7 protein-coding genes and 1 pseudogene are annotated in these 14,602 nt (G+C 72.3%); 3 read left to right on the top strand and 5 right to left on the bottom strand.

Going from position 1 to position 14,602, the window contains the following annotated elements; genetic code table 11:
• Positions 1-5: 5 nt before the first annotated feature.
• From ACWD11_RS31300 to ACWD11_RS31290, 3 genes are all read right to left on the bottom strand, one after another.
• Entirely contained in the window at positions 6-8,183 is an 8,178-nt protein-coding gene (locus tag ACWD11_RS31300) for an amino acid adenylation domain-containing protein (protein ID WP_451287040.1), read from the bottom strand.
• A gap of 589 nt (positions 8,184-8,772) precedes the next feature.
• Complete coding sequence (locus ACWD11_RS31295) at positions 8,773-9,015, bottom strand: EF-hand domain-containing protein (RefSeq protein ID WP_451287081.1); 243 nt, start codon at positions 9,013-9,015, stop codon at positions 8,773-8,775.
• A 354-nt stretch (positions 9,016-9,369) separates the two neighbouring features.
• Positions 9,370-10,149, bottom strand: a complete 780-nt coding sequence (locus ACWD11_RS31290; protein ID WP_451287038.1) for an NAD(P)H-dependent oxidoreductase — start codon at positions 10,147-10,149, stop codon at positions 9,370-9,372.
• Positions 10,150-10,288: 139 nt separating this feature from the next.
• Between ACWD11_RS31290 and ACWD11_RS31285 the strand changes: the two genes are divergently transcribed.
• Together ACWD11_RS31285 and ACWD11_RS31280 are read left to right on the top strand one after the other, a co-directional pair.
• Positions 10,289-11,137 (top strand): helix-turn-helix transcriptional regulator, encoded by an 849-nt coding sequence (locus ACWD11_RS31285; RefSeq protein ID WP_451287037.1) that lies wholly within the window; start codon positions 10,289-10,291, stop codon positions 11,135-11,137.
• A 160-nt stretch (positions 11,138-11,297) separates the two neighbouring features.
• A pseudogene (locus tag ACWD11_RS31280) lies at positions 11,298-11,659 on the top strand (transposase); the annotation flags it as partial.
• A 45-nt stretch (positions 11,660-11,704) separates the two neighbouring features.
• Here the strand turns inward: ACWD11_RS31280 and ACWD11_RS31275 are convergent.
• Positions 11,705-12,253, bottom strand: coding sequence for a putative immunity protein (locus ACWD11_RS31275; protein WP_451287035.1), 549 nt, complete (start codon positions 12,251-12,253; stop codon positions 11,705-11,707).
• A 300-nt stretch (positions 12,254-12,553) separates the two neighbouring features.
• On the opposite strand from ACWD11_RS31275, the gene ACWD11_RS31270 reads away from it, so the two are divergent.
• Positions 12,554-12,757, top strand: a complete 204-nt coding sequence (locus ACWD11_RS31270) for a cold-shock protein (RefSeq protein WP_451287033.1) — start codon at positions 12,554-12,556, stop codon at positions 12,755-12,757.
• A 269-nt stretch (positions 12,758-13,026) separates the two neighbouring features.
• Here ACWD11_RS31270 and ACWD11_RS31265 read toward each other — a convergent pair whose 3' ends face one another.
• Positions 13,027-14,430, bottom strand: coding sequence for an FAD-binding oxidoreductase (locus tag ACWD11_RS31265; protein WP_451287031.1), 1,404 nt, complete (start codon positions 14,428-14,430; stop codon positions 13,027-13,029).
• Positions 14,431-14,602 lie beyond the last annotated feature (172 nt).

Genomic DNA, 14,602 nt, shown 5'->3' with positions numbered 1-14,602 from the left:
CCGCATCACAGTTCCCAGTCGCCGGTGCCGTCGTCCACGGCATCCGGTCCCTCGTCCGCCGCGCGCTCAGCCGTTCCGACGTCGACTCGGTCAACCGGCGCGGGAGCGGGGCCCGACGGTGGCCCGCCCCGCTCGTCCAGGAGTTGGGCCATCTCCTCCACGGTGGAGTGTTCGAGGAGGTCCGCGATCGGGATCGGTTCGCGCCCGGGCGGGTTGAGTCGTGCGGCCAGTTCCAGGAGGCTCAGGGAGGTTCCGCCGGCCTCGAAGAACTTCTCCCGCGCGCTGATGCCGTCCCGGCCGACGAGCCGGGCCCACTCCCGGGCGACCCAGCGCTCGGTCGCGCCCCGCGGAGCGCGGCCGGTGACGGGCCGGGTGGGCGGCGCGGCGTCGAGGCGGTGGCGGTCTACCTTGCCGTGCGGGGTGAGCGGGAGGCTGTCCCGCACCAGCCATGCCGAGGGCACGAGGTGGCCGGGGAGCCGCCGGGCGAGGTCCGCGCGGACGGCGTCAAGCGCGTCCTGAGTGCCGTCGACGGAGGTCGCGGGGACCAGATGGGCCGTCAGGCGTCGTGTGTGGCCGGTGCCGTCGGCGGTGACGGCGGCCTGGGCGACGGCCGGATGGGCGGTCAGCGCCGCCTCGACCTCGGCGGGTTCCACCCGGAATCCGCGCACCTTGACCTGGTCGTCGACCCGCCCGAGGAACTCCAGCCCGCCGTCGCCCCGGCGGCGGACCCGGTCGCCGGTGCGGTACATGCGGGCGCCCGACGGCCCGTACGGACAGGCCGTGAACCGCAGGGCGGTCTGCGCGGGCTGCTCCCGGTATCCGCGGGCGAGCCCGGCGCCCGCCAGGTACAGCTCGCCCGCGGCGCCGGTCGGCACCGGCCGGAGCCGGGCGTCCAGTACGTACACGCGCGTGCCGGGCACGGGGGTGCCGATCGGCGGTTCGCCGTCGCCCGTGAGCGGGCCGCTGACGGTGGCGCACACCGTGCTCTCGGTGGGCCCGTAGGCGTTGAAGACCGTGTTCCGCACGGCGAGCCGGGCGGCGAGCGCGGCGGGCAGGTGCTCGCCCGCGGAGACGACGGCCGTCGCGCGGGGCAGTGCCCCGTCGGGCAGCATGCCCAGCACCGCGGGCGGCAGTGTGACGTGGGTGACGGCCTCCCGGGCCAGGGTCCGGGCGAGTTCAGGGCCTGGCCGGAGCCGTGCGGCGGGGGCCAGGACGAGGGTGGCGCCGGTGAGCAACGCCGCGCACGTCTCCCAGAAGGCGGCGTCGAAACTCGGTGCCGCGAACTGGAGGACGCGGCTGCCGGGACCACCGGCGCCCGTGCCGCGCACCGCGGCCAGCATGCCGGTCACTCCCCGGTGGGTGACGTCGACTCCCTTGGGACTGCCGGTCGATCCGGAGGTGAAGATCGTGTAGGCGGTGCTGTCCGGCCGTACCGATACCACGGGCGCGGTGTCCGGCAGGCCGTCGAGCAGGACCCCGTCGAGAGCGACGACACGCACCGTACCGGGCCGCCAGGGGGCGTCCTCGCCCGTCCGGGTCAGCAGGAGTGCGGCGCCGGAGTCCGCGACGGCGCGTGCGGCGTGCTCGCCGGGGTGGTCGGGGTCCAGGGGCAGGAAGGCCCCTCCGGCCTTGAGGACGGCGAGTTGGGCGGCGATCCGGTCGATGCCGCGGGGCAGGGCGACCGCGACGAGGGCCTCGGGCCGGGCACCGCACTCGATCAGGTGGTGCGCGAACCGGTTGGAGCGCGCGTCCAGCTCCGCGTAAGTGACCCGTTCCGCCCGCTCCCCGTCGCCGTACGAGAGTGCCGTCGCGTCCGGCGTACGAGCCGCTTGGGCCGCGAACAGGTGGTGCACGCAGGCCGGTTCGGGCGCACCGGGTGTTCCGGCGGGGTCGCGCGGCGCGCTCTCGCCGGTCAGGGGTACGGCCGCCACCGGCGCGTCCTGCGCGACGGCCTCCAGGGCGAGCAGCGCGGTGCGGAGCTCGTCGGCCAGCCGGGCGATCTCGTCCGGGGTGAACACGGTGGTGTCGTAGTCGACTTGGAGCACGAGAGCACCACCGGAGTGCACGAGCAGCGACAGCGGATAGTTGGTGGTGTTGTCGGTGTCGAGGCGGACGACGCGGACCGTGCCCACGCGCACGGCGGCCGGGTCGTAGGGGATGTTGTCGAAGGCGAGGGCGGTGTCGAACCGTCCGGCGGCGCCCGGCAGTTCGGACAGCGGGAAGGTGGCGTGCCGTCGTGCCTCGACCTGACGGTCCTGGACGGCGCGCAGCCAGTCCAGCAGCGGGGCGCGCTCGTCGACGCGGATGCGCACGGGCAGCGTGTTGACGAGCAGCCCGATCATGCTCCCGGCGTCCGGCAGGTCGGCTTCGCGGGTCGAGACGGTGGCGCCGAACACGACGTCGTCCGTGCCCGCGTGCCGGGACAGCAGCAGTGCCCACGTGGCCTGGACGAGGGTGTTGAGGGTGAGCCGGTGGCGCCGGGCGAAGGCGCGCAGCCGCTCGTGCTCGGGCAGCGGGATCGTGAGGGTGTGCCCGGCGTGCGGCCCGCTCCGGCCGCCCGGCGCGGGACGGCGGTCGTACGGGAGCGGCGTCGGCGCGGTGCGACCGTCCAGCTCCGCCTGCCAGTGGGCGCGGCTCTCGGCCTGGTCGCGGTCGCGCAGCCACTGGACGTAGTCCGCGAAGGGCCTGCGCGGCACGACGGCCGGGGCACGTCCGGCGGCGAGGTCCTCGTAGGCGGCGAGGACGTCGGTGAGGATCTCCGACACGCTCCAGCCGTCCACGAACAGGTGGTGGGTGGTCCACAGGACCGTCATCTCGTCGTCGCCGGTGCGGGCGAGGGCCAGCCGGAGCGGCGGTGCCTGCCGCGGATCGGGGTCCTGCGCCCGGTCCCGCTCGGTCAGTGCCGCCAGCGCGTCCCGCCGGGCGTCCGGGCCGAGCCCGCGCCAGTCGTACGCCGTGACGGGCACCCGGAACTCCGGGTGCACGATCTGCTCCGGCCGCCCGCCGCAGGGCAGGTGCACGGTGCTGCGCAGGGCCGGCGACTGATCGACGACGTGCTGCCAGGCGCGGGCCAGCGCGTCGGCGTCCGTGATGCCCGCGAGAGTCAGGGTGATGCGGCGTGCATAGAGGTCCCGCCCGGCCAGGGAGTGGTAGAGCAGCCCGGCCTGGAGGGGGGTCAGCGGGTAGCGGTCGCGTCGGACGGGGACGCTCTCGGCCGCGGGCGCGACCGCACGCGCCGCCTCGGCCAGGGCGCGCACCGTGGGCCGCTCGAACACGTCCTTCGGGGTCACCGCGAGACCGGCCGCGCGGGCCTCGGCGACGAGCCGCACGCTGGTGATGGAGTCGCCGCCGAGGTCGAAGAAGTCGTCGTCGACACCGACGCGTTCGACCCCCAGGGCCGCCGACCAGACGCCCGTCAGGGTCCGCTGCACCGGCGTCTCGGGCGGCGCGTACGCCGACTCCGGCGCGCGAGCGGGCCCGGGTCGGGGCAGGGCGCCCCGGTCGATCTTGCCGCTCGCGTTGAGGGGCAGAGCGGATACGGCGACGAAGGCGGACGGGATCAGGGCGGCGGGCAGGGTGCGTCCGAGCAGACGGCGCAGGGCCGTGCCGGCGGGGGCGTCCCGGCCGGGGCGCGGCACGACGTAGGCCGCCAGCCGTGCCTCGCCCGCCTCGTCGCGCCAGGCCGTGACGAAGGCCTCGGCTACATCGGGGTGAGCGCGCAGCGCCGCCGCCGTCTCGGCCGGTTCGACGCGGTGGCCGCGGATCTTGACCTGGTCGTCGACGCGGCCGAGGTGGGTGAGGGTGCCGTCGGCCCGTGGCCGCACGAGGTCGCCGGTGCGGTACATGCGGCTGCCGGGCGGACCGAACGGATCGGCGATGAAGTGTGCCGCGGTCTGCGCGGGCTGCCCCAGGTAGCCGCGCGCCAGACCGGCCCCGGCGATGTGGAGTTCCCCGGGCGTGCCGACGGGAACGGGGCGGAGCCAGGGGTCCAGGACATGGTGCCGCGCACCCGCCACGGGCCGCCCTATGGGCACACCGTCCGCACCTGCCACCGGATCCGCGGCGCCGCGCGGCACCAGGTGGGCGGTGGAGCACATCGTGGTCTCGGTCGGCCCGTAGAGGTTGCCGAAGGAGTGTCCGGCCGCCCAGGCCCGCGCCGTGTCCGCGGGGCACACGTCGGCCGCCGAGCAGACGAGCACCGAGTCGGGCACCGCGGCGGGGTCGAGGGTGCCGAGCAGGGCGGGCGGCAGCATCAGTACGGTCGTACCGTCGGCGCGGACCCGGCGGGCCAGCGCCTGCGGGTCGAGCCGCTCCTCGGGCAGGCTGAAGCACACGGCCGCCCCGGTCAGCAGAGGCATGAGGATCTGCCACAGGCCGCCGTCGAACGCGCAGGACAGATGCTGGAGCATCCGTGCGCCGGGCCCCAGTCCGAGCGTGCGTCGGCTGTCGGCGGCGAGGGCGGTGAGCCCAGCGTGCGGGATCTGCACACCTTTGGGCCGCCCGGTCGACCCGGAGGTGTGGACGACGTAGGCGAGGTGCTGCGGCAGAACCGGCCGCCGGGGCGCGGTGCCAAGGTGCCGGGCGATCGCCGTGCGCTCCTCCTCCGCGTCAAGGCGTACGAGGGGCGCGGCGCCCTCCGGCAACAGGGCCGCGTGCTCGCGGTCCGTGACGATGACGAGCGGTGCCGCGTCGGCGATCACATCGGCGCGCCGCCGCGGCGGGTGGCCGGGGTCCAGGGGCAGGAAGGCGCCTCCGGCCTTGAGTACGGCGAGCGCGGCCACGACGAACTTCGGGCCCCGGTCGAGACAGATTCCGACGACGGTGTCCGGGCCGACGCCCAGGCCGACGAGATGCTGCGCCAACTGGTTTGCGGCGTGTTCGAGTTCGCCGTACGTCACGTGCTCCCGCCCGTGTACGACGGCGGTCGCGCCGGGATCGCGGCGTACCTGTTCGGCGAACACCTCGTGCACACAGCGGCCGTCCTCGGCGGGGCCGCCGTCCAGCCGGAGGGCCGGATCCCGCCGCTCGGCGCCGGCCAGTTGGGGCAGCTCACGCAGCGGCCGGTGCCCCTCCCGCCCGAGCCGGTCCAGCAGCTCCTGAAGGGCGCTCGCCAGCCGCTCAACCGTAGCCGCGTCGAACAGGTCCGCGCGGTACAGGAAGTCCGCCCGCAGCCCGTCGTCCGCGTCCCGGAACTCGACGGTCAGGTCGAAGTCGGCGGCCACGGCGGGCACGTCGTCCTCGGTGACGGTCAGGCCGGCGAACCTCCGCGGGCGGGCCGGGGTGTTGGCCATCACGATCAGTACCTGGACCAGCGGGTCCTGACCGGAGTGGCGGTCCGGCGCGAGTTCCTCGACGAGCCGGTCGAAGGGAAGTTCAGCGTGGTCCACGGCCCCTGCGACCATGTTCCTTACCCCACCCAGCAGTTCGGCGAAGCTGTGCCGCTCATCCACGCTGCCGCGCAGCACGACCGTGTTGGCGAAGAACCCGACCAGCCCCTCCAGGTCCACGTCGTCGCGCCCCGAGACGACGGTCCCGACGGCGATGTCCTGTCGGCCCGTGCGCCGGGCCAGCAGCAGCATGCAGGCGGCCAGCAGCGTCACGTACAGCGTGGCGCCCTGCTCGCGGCCCAGCGCGGCGAGCCGGTCGCGGAGCTGCGGGGGCAGAGTGCGCCGGAGGCGGCCCGCGGAACCGGTGCGTGCGGTGCGGGGCCGGTCTCGGGGCAGTTCGAGAGGTGCCATGCCGTCCAACTGCCGCCGCCAGTAGGCGAGGTGGCGATCGGCGCGGCCGTTCTCCGTCAGACGGTGGTGCTGCCGGACGGCGTGGTCCGCATGCCGCAGAGGCAACGGCGGGAGGTCGGGCGCCGTCTGCGCACCGGCCACGGCGGCCGAGTAGCAGATTCCGAGTTCGGCGGCCAGCACTTCGTAGGACCAGTCATCGGTGATGATGTGATGCGCCGTCAGGGTCAGGAGGTGCTCGTGCTCGCCGAGCCGGACGAGCCGGGGGCGCAGCAGCGGCAGTTCGGCCAGATCGAAGGGGCGGGCCAGGTCGGCGTGTTGCAGTCGTTCGGTCGCGGCCTCGCGCTCCAGCCCCGGGAGCCCGCTGAGGTCGCTGTGCGCCAGCCGCAGCCGGGCCCTCGGATGCACGACCTGGACACAGCGGCCCGCCTCGCTGACGAACGTCGTGCGCAGCCCTTCGTGGCGCGCGACGACCCAGTTCAGCGCGACGTCCAACGCGACCGGGTCCAGCGCTCCGACCAGCCGTAACGCCAGGCTGACGTGGTAGGCGGGGCCGGGATCGTACTGGTGCAGGAACCACAGCCGCCGCTGAGCGTGGGAGGGCACCAGCCGAAGCAGGGCGTCGCCTTGAGCACGGGGGTCGCGGGGCGCGGTGGCAGGACGCTCGTCGGCTCGGTCCCGGCCCTCGGTGCGTGTGGCGTCCGTCTCCGTGGCCAGGGCCGCCAGTGTGGGGGCCCGGAACAGGGCGCCGGGCGGGAGCGGGGCGCCGAGGGCGGCGCGGGCGCGGGCGGCCACCTGCATGGCGAGGACCGAGTCGCCGCCGAGGGTGCGGAAGAAGTCGTCGTGCCGTCCGATGCGCTGCACGCCGAGGACCTCGGACCAGACGCGGGCCAGCATCCGCTCGGTGTCGGTGCGCGGGGGCTCGAAGCCAGCGTCGGCCGACCGCGGCGGGCGGGGGTCGGGCAGCGCACGCCGGTCGGTCTTGCCGCCGGGCAGCCGCGGCAGCCGGTCCAGTGCGACGAAGACCGTCGGCACCATGTGCTCCGGCAGCCGCCCGGCGAGACGGTCACGCAGCCGGGTGGGGTCGGGTTCTGCGCCGTCCTCGGTCACCACATAGCCGACGAGCCTGCGCCGCCCTCCGTCGTCCTCCTTGACGGCGACCGCCGCGTCCCGCACGCCGGGGCTCGCGACCAGCGCGTTCTCCACCTCGGCGGTCTCCACCCGGTGGCCGTGGATCTTCACCTGCCCGTCGGTGCGGCCCAGGAAGTCGAGGTGCCCGTCGGCCCTGCGCCGGACCAGGTCGCCGGTGCGGTACAGCCGCTCACCTGCGGCGCCGCGGGGGTGGGCCACGAAGGCGAGCGCGGTCGCGCCGGGCCTGCCGTGGTAGCCGCGCGCCAGCCCAGGCCCGGCGATGTACAACTCCCCGGTTCCGCCCGCGGGTACGGGCCGCAGGGCCGCGTCCAGGACGTGGACGGTGGTGCCGGCGATGGAGGGCCCGACCGGGACGGTCGCCGCGCCCTCGATCACCTGCTCGTCCAGGAACAGGACACAGGAGTCCACCGTCGTCTCGGTCGTGCCATAGGCATTGACCACCGTGCTGCCCGGCGCGACGGCGGCCAGCAGTTCCCGGCAGTCCTCGGCGAGCCAGCCCTCCGACCCGACGGACAGCAGACGCATCGGCGGGATGCGCGTGCCGCGCGAGGCGGCCTCCCGGGCCAGCAGCTTGGCGAGCGAGGGCACCAGCTCCATGGCGGTGCCCCCACTGCTCGTCACGAGTTCGAACAGCCGGGACGGATCGGTGATCACGTCCTGTTCGGCGATGACGACGGTGCCCCCGGCGAAGACGGAACGCAGCAGGTCGGCGAGGAACAGGTCCACGGAGAGCCCACTGACGGACACCAGCTTCAGGGCGGCCGTACGGAGCCCGTACAGCCGTTCCCAGGCGCTGTGCAGACTGATCAGGTTGGCGTGGGTCACGAGTACCCCCTTGGGGGTGCCCGTGCTGCCGGATGTGTACATCAGGTAGGCGAGGGAGGCGGGCGCCGGGCGGGCCCGTACCCCAGGCGGTGCCGACCGCTCGCGCAGCTCCTCCAGCAGAACGGGGCGGGGGCCGTGCGGCAGGAGCGGGGTCAGGCGGCGCCGGGTCACCACGAGGCCCAGGCCTGCGTCCTCGGTCGTCCGGCTCAGCCGCTCGGGCGGATGGACGGGGTCGAGGGCCACGTAGGCGCCTCCGGCCTTGAGGATGCCCAGCACACCCACGACCATGTCGAAGCCGCGCTCCACGCAAAGGCCGACCAGGACGTCCGGTCCGACGCCGAGACGGACGAGCTGCCCGGCGAGCCGCTCGGCGCGCTCGTCCAGTTCCCGGAAGTCCATCCGGTGCGCGCCGTGTACGACGGCGATCGCGTCCGGCGTCCGGGCCGCCCGCCGCTCGAACACCTCGTGCACGTGCAAAGGCTCCGCACCCGCCGCCATGAACCCTCCGCACACCTTCGGCCGCTGTCCGCCCGAACGACCGGGCGCCTGAATGCGGAATCGATGATGGTGCACGTAGATATCGACCCGGCTATGTCCTCGTTATCCCGTTCGCCGTCGAAGGCGGTGCGCGTCGAGCGAACGCATCGAGGGGCTGTTCCGAAGTGTTCGGAACAGCCCCTACCGTGACCAGGGCCTCCCGGAGTCAGACGGCCCGGTTGCAGTCAGTCCGCGGCCGAGACCCTCACGCGCCGGGAGAAGCCGCCCGGTGCACACGAGGTGGGCGAAGAACCGCCAGGAGTGGCCCGCGGTGCATGCGCTGCACGACGGCTCGGAGGAGGCCGCGTATGCGAACCCAGCGCTCTTCGGACGCCTCCTGGAGGCTGCGCTCTCTTCGAGCCCGAGGCCGCCGTACTCAGCACCAACTTCGGCGGATCGCCGCTATGGCCCGGAAAAACGTCCGGAGTACCTCCTGCTCCCCCGCACTGGCGCCAGTCGCGACGGCGTACTCGAGCCCCCAGCGGCCGATCTGGCCACCGCCCTCAGCAGCCTTCAGCGCTGATCAGCTCCAGCCGAACCGTCGGTCCACCACCGCGGTGAACTCGGCGAAGCTGAGTGCGGCGTCGCCGTTCTGGTCGGCGGCGTCGAACAGAGCGGAGGACGCGTCGGCATCCCGCACCCCCCAGGACGGGATGACGCCCGTGGCGGCCAACGACGGTCCCTTCCTCCGCAGGGCAACGATCACCTCCTCACGGGTCAGCAGCCGCACGCCGAACCACCCGGGTTCCCCCACCCCCACCAGCAGCCCATCGGCCCAGAACCCTACCGGCAGGCGCACCCGCGTCTCAGCCTCCTGCGCTTCGCGGACTGTCTGCATGCGATGACCGCCCGTAAGCGTGCTTGTGTCCGGGCGCGGAGCCGTCACGCCGGTCTCCGAACTGAGGACGCAAGGGTGCACCGCCCCTAAGGAGGGCTGCGCAGCCCGATTGCAGTGACGGCCGTGACTGCCTCTCAGGCGCGGCTCGGGGACGGCTCCGATTCAGCTGCAAAGCGGGGATGGTCCACGGCCGAGAGCAGGTAGCCGGCCGCCACTGCCCCCACAGCCCTCGCCACTGCTCTTGGGTCCGCGCCTCGGCTCCTCCTGTTCCATCGATGGCGGTCAGCCGCGCACGTGCAGCCCGAAACTCGTGCGACCCGCCGGTTCCAGCCCCTCCTTCAGGTGCAGCGAGGGGATCTCGTAGTCGCCGAAGTTCTGCCGCCGGAATGCGATCGGCTCGGTCGATTCCAGGGTGAGCAGGCGCTGTTCGAAGGCCTTGGCGACGTCCGCATAGTCTTCGCCGGTCATCCGGTCAGCGCCGTACAGCACGAACGGCGGCAGCACCTCGATGCCCGGGTAGTAGAGGATGCCGTGCTGGATCGGGAACAGCAGATCGTCGATGGGGCCGTTGATCCCGCGAGCGGCGTAATGCGACTCCGGGCCGCCGGCGGTCACCGACAGCAGAGCCCGCCTGCCCGCCAGGGTGCCTTCGCCGAAGCGCTCGCCGTACTTGGTGTCGCTGTGCTCGCCGACGCCGTAGGCGAAGTGGTACGTGAAGACCCGGTCCACCCAGCCCTTGAGGATCGCGGGCATCGTGTACCACCACAGCGGGAACTGGAAGATGATCGTGTCGGCCCACAGCAGCTTCTCCTGCTCGGCGCGGACGTCCGCGGTGAGCGTCCCGGAGTCGAAGGCCCGGCCCGAGTCCAGGGCGACCTTCAGCGGACGCGAGGCGCTGGTGCCGTAGTCCGCGGCGTCCACGACCGCCTTCCAGTGCATCGCGTACAGGTCACTCACCCGTACCTCGTGCCCGGCGTTCGACAGCGTGGACACCGCGAGGTCCTTCAGGGAGCCGTTGAGCGACTTCGGCTCCGGGTGGGCGTAGACGATCAGCGTCTTCATGGGAACTCCTTCGGATCGAATGCCTCCGATCCTGGACGCCACGGCGCCCGGCGTTCAGGGGCTCATGTTCCGTCGGACGGGACTTCCTGGTACCGGCAGGACCACCTTCACGGGCCCCCGCCGAGGCCATACTGGGCACATGGACGATCTCGCGGGCTTCCTGCGGACCCGGCGTTCCCGGGTCGACCCGGCGGCTGCCGGCATCCCCACCGACAGCCGCCGCCGGGTCGAAGGGCTGCGCCGCGAAGAGGTCGCGCACCTGTCCGGAGTCAGCGTCGACTACTACGTCCGCCTGGAGCAGGGCCGCGCGACCCAGCCCTCCGAGCAGGTTCTCGACGCCCTCGCCCGCGTCCTCGGCCTCGACGAGACCGAACGCGGACACCTCTACCGGCTCGCCCGGCAGCGCCGCCACCGCGCGAAGGCACCAGGCGGGCGGGTCCGGCCGGAGCTGCTGCGCGTCCTGGACCTGGTATCCGACGCACCCGCGCTGATCATGAACCACCGCACGGACGTACTCGCCGGAAACCGCCTCGCCACACTCCTCTACGGCCGCCCGGTGCCGGGCCTGAACACCGCACGGCACATCTTCCTCGAGGAAGCCGAGCGCGGACTTTACGCAGACTGGGAGAACTGCACCCTCGACGTGGTCGGGCACCTGCGCCTGGCCGCCGGCAAATACCCCGAGGATCCCCGCCTCGCCTCACTCATCGGCGAGCTGGCGATGGGCAGTGAACGCTTCCGCCGCCTCTGGGCCCGCGCGGACGTACGCGCCCGCACACATGGACGCAAGGCCTACCGGCACCCCCTGGTCGGACTGCTGGAACTGCACCAGGAGAACTTCGCGCTGCCCGACGAATCAGGCATCGAGCTACTGGTGCTGTCCGCGTCCCCCGGCAGCCCCGCCGAGGACGGACTGCGCCTGCTCGCCGGCCTGGGCGCTGACAACGGCAATGACCATCCCCCAGTGAACGCCCAGATTCGCGAGTAACTCAACGACGCCCCCCCCCCCCCCGCCACATAAGAGGCGGGGATGATGCCGGCTGCTGTCGGGGCTGCTGGACAGTTCGTTTTCTGTGTGCGGCGGGGTGCCTCCCAAAGTGCTGTACATCAGCTGTCCATTCCCGGGCTCTGGTCCACTTGTTGTAGCGGGCGGCCGACCGGAGAAGCGCCCCCGCCGCGAGATCGTCGACGCGATCCGGTACGTCGTCGATACGGGCTGCAAGTACGGCCGCAAGCGCCATCTGGTCGTCGACACCCGCAGCCTTCCCTTCATGGTCGTGGTCACCCCCGCGGACCTGCACGACGCCGCAGCCGCAGCCGCGAAGGAAGCCCTGTTCCCCTGCGCCTGATGCACCCCGCGATCACGATCGTGCGGACCGCCTCTGCCTATGCTGGGAAGCTCGTCGACTGGGCGAAACAGCACCTCAACCTCACCATGAAGCCTGTCAGCCGTCCCAAGGACGCCCCCGGCTTCGACGTGCTGCCCCGCCGCTGGGTCGTCGAGGTGTCGCGCTGGGACCGTGGTCAGCGGGCCGCGTCATCTGGGCGCTGAGAGTCATTCAGTGAGGGTGAGCGAACGAAGGTCAGCGTCCAACATGCGAATCAGTTCACCCACCCGTCCACCGCCACCTGGTGCCGCTGGGAAGCGTTTGAGCACCTCCACGACGACCGGTGTCGCACGATGCACCACTCGCTCAATATGTTCGGCACCAACGCCCCGATTGTCGCCAGCGACGAGCTCGGCTGCTCTGGCCGCGTGAGCGCCGGCACCGAGAATGTGCTTGACCTGGGTGGCCTTCGCCAGCGGATGCAAGTACGCGGCGCCGGCCGCGGACATCGCTGCCCGCGCTGCCTCGCGCGCAGCCGCGGTTTCCGCACTCTTGGCTGCCTTGAGGGCCGCCCACGCTGTGTCGCGCAAAGACTTCCCTCGCTCACCACCCCGGGCGAACTCCCACGCGGCACCGATAGCGTCTCGAGGCCGCGAGTCGTCAGGCTGGTCTGCCTCGAATATTCCGAGCACCACTTCCGCGCACGCCGCCGCGAACGCGGTGACCTCACGAAGGTCTTGCTTGCTCAGAGCGATCTCGCTCTCGTCCTCTGCCATGAATCCATCCTCGACCATCGCGCTGGACAGCAAGGTGGCAGGGGAGCTCCGGGCTGCTGGAGCGTGGTCCGGCCTCTTCGGCAATCGGCGCGGGCGTCTGCGATCTCGGTGACCAGCCGCTCCTGCAGGTACTCCCCTCAGGCTGCGTGCAGGAAGCATCTGCGGATCCGCCGCCCGGCACCGATCCTGGTGGTCTGCTGTCATCCAATCGAGGCGTTTGACGGCGAACCCGGTCGTTTCGTCCTTCCCGTCAGCGAACCTGGTCGTACGAGGTGACGCACCGAAGGGGCGGAAGCACTGATGGCACAAGGCGTTGTGAAGTGGTTCAACGCAGAGAAGGGCTTCGGGTTCATCGCCCAGGACGGGGGTGGTCCGGACGTGTTCGTCCATTACTCCGCGCTCGGGGGCAGTGGCTTCAAGAGCCTGGACGAAGGCCAGCGGGTCGAGTTCGAGACCGTCCAGGGCCAGAAGGGCCCACAGGCGACCGACGTTCGCATCCTGTAGCCGATCGACATGAGGTCGCCCGGCTTCTCACGCAAGACACAGAAGGTGGGCCGGGCCACGAGGCCGCAGACGTGATCAACATGTCTGCGGCCGCCGCCAGTGCTTCGCTGCGGCCTTGCGCGCCACCCCGGTCAGCCGCCGGCCGCAGCCGGTTCCGTCCGCCACCTGACAGGCTGGCCATCTGCGCATACACCCCCCGGCGGGCCGCTGACGGCCGGGCAACCCGTGCGAGAAGCCGCCTGAAGCAGCCGTGGCCAGGGCTGATCCGGTCAGGAGAGTGCTGTCGTGGTCTCGGCGACTCCGATGTTCTGGCCGTAGCGGAAGAGGCCGGTCGGGTCGTAGTGGCGCTTGACGCCGGTGAGGCGTTGGTAGTTGGCGCCGTAGTAGGCGTGCTGCCAGTCAGGCAGGTCCGGGTCCGGGAAGTTGACGTACGCGGCGGAGGTCTCGAGCCTGTGTCGCAGCGTGCGGTGCATCGTCCGCAGTTGGGCGAGCAGACGGTCTGCTTCCTTGCGGGGGGTGTCGGGGTGCCAGTGACTGCCGATGTCGATGACGAACGTGCCTCGGCGGTGTGGGTATGCAGTGTCACCGGGGGAGGGCTGGGCGCTGGAGCCGCCCATGGCGAACAGTGTCACGTAGCCGGCGTTGCCCTTGCGGCCTGGCTGCCAGTCCTCGATCCAGCCGATGATGTCTTCGACAGCGGGGTGGCCGATGCCGCGGTCGGGCACGAGAGACTTGGAGGCGCTGGCTGCGGGCTGACCCGGGCGTTCCATCAAGTAGTCCTGGGCGTCCCAGAAGTGCCTCTCCTGCACGAATGACTTGCTCGGGCGCAGGGACAGCACGGGCGCGAGCGTCCGGCGCAGGCCTTCCTCGTCGCCCAGACGCTGACCGAGGAGCCACAGCGTCCCACCGCCGCCGTCGCCGTTGTTCTTGAAGCCGATCCGCACGTCGAGGGCGTTGTGCTCGTCTGCGGCCAGGGCTTCCTGAACGGCGGTCATGACCACGACGCCCCGTCGGACGGGAAAGGTCAGGTCGAACACGGTGGCGCGCTGGGCGGAGACGTCGACGGCCTCGAAGGTAAAACCGGTGTTGATGCCGAAGTTCCCGCCGGCCCCGCCGCGACAGGCCCAGAACAGGTCCGCGTTCTCCCGGGCGCTGGCCCGCACCAGGGAACCGTCGGCCAGCACCAGGCGAGTCTCCACCAGCCGGTCGCATGTCAGTCCCCACTTGCGGTCGTTGAAGCCCAAGCCCCCGCCCAGGGTCAGCCCCGCCACGCCCACGCCGGGGCAACGGCCGCCAGGGAAGTACAGGTTCGCCGCTTTCGCCTCGTAGACGTCGGAGTTGGTGGCACCGCCGCCCAGCACCAGCCGGTGACCGCTGGGTACCACGCTGCGCATACGGCGTAGGCTGATCAGCAGTCCCGTGGTCGTGGAGTATCCGGCGTAGTTGTGGCCGCCTGAGCGGACGGCGAACGGCATCCCCTGGTCGGCGGCCCAGCCCAGCGCCGCCCGCACGTCCTTCTCTGTGGCGCACGCGGCAATGCCCGCCGGCCGCACCGCCGCATACCGCCGGTTGTCCGGCAGCACCAAGCTCTCGTAGTGTGCGCTCCCCGGCCGGTAGAGCCCCGCTCCGCCGCTCAACGCCCGTTCCAGCTCCCGCCACGCCGAGGCCGGCATGCCGGGTCCTGAGGCCGGCGGGTGTTGCCCAGCGGCCTGAGCGGCACCCTCGGTCATCCGACCGGCACCGGCCAGGGCCATGGCCTGCGCTCCGCGCCACAGAACCTTCCGACGACTGATCACCATTACGCCCTCCGCACTCATCACGGACACACCGGTGCAGGCGGGTCCG

This window comes from Streptomyces sp. NPDC002776 (assembly GCF_053592195.1).
The sequence above is the reverse complement of the archived record's forward strand: the minus strand, read 5'-3'. Positions and strand labels throughout refer to the sequence as shown.

Coding starts and splice junctions, on each gene's coding strand:
- ACWD11_RS31290 (WP_451287038.1), bottom strand. CDS start 10,149: ATGAAGACGCTGATCGTCTACGCCCACCCGGAGCCGAAGTCGCTCAAC.
- ACWD11_RS31285 (WP_451287037.1), top strand. CDS start 10,289: ATGGACGATCTCGCGGGCTTCCTGCGGACCCGGCGTTCCCGGGTCGAC.
- ACWD11_RS31275 (WP_451287035.1), bottom strand. CDS start 12,253: ATGGCAGAGGACGAGAGCGAGATCGCTCTGAGCAAGCAAGACCTTCGT.
- ACWD11_RS31270 (WP_451287033.1), top strand. CDS start 12,554: ATGGCACAAGGCGTTGTGAAGTGGTTCAACGCAGAGAAGGGCTTCGGG.
- ACWD11_RS31265 (WP_451287031.1), bottom strand. CDS start 14,430: ATGCCGGCCTCGGCGTGGCGGGAGCTGGAACGGGCGTTGAGCGGCGGA.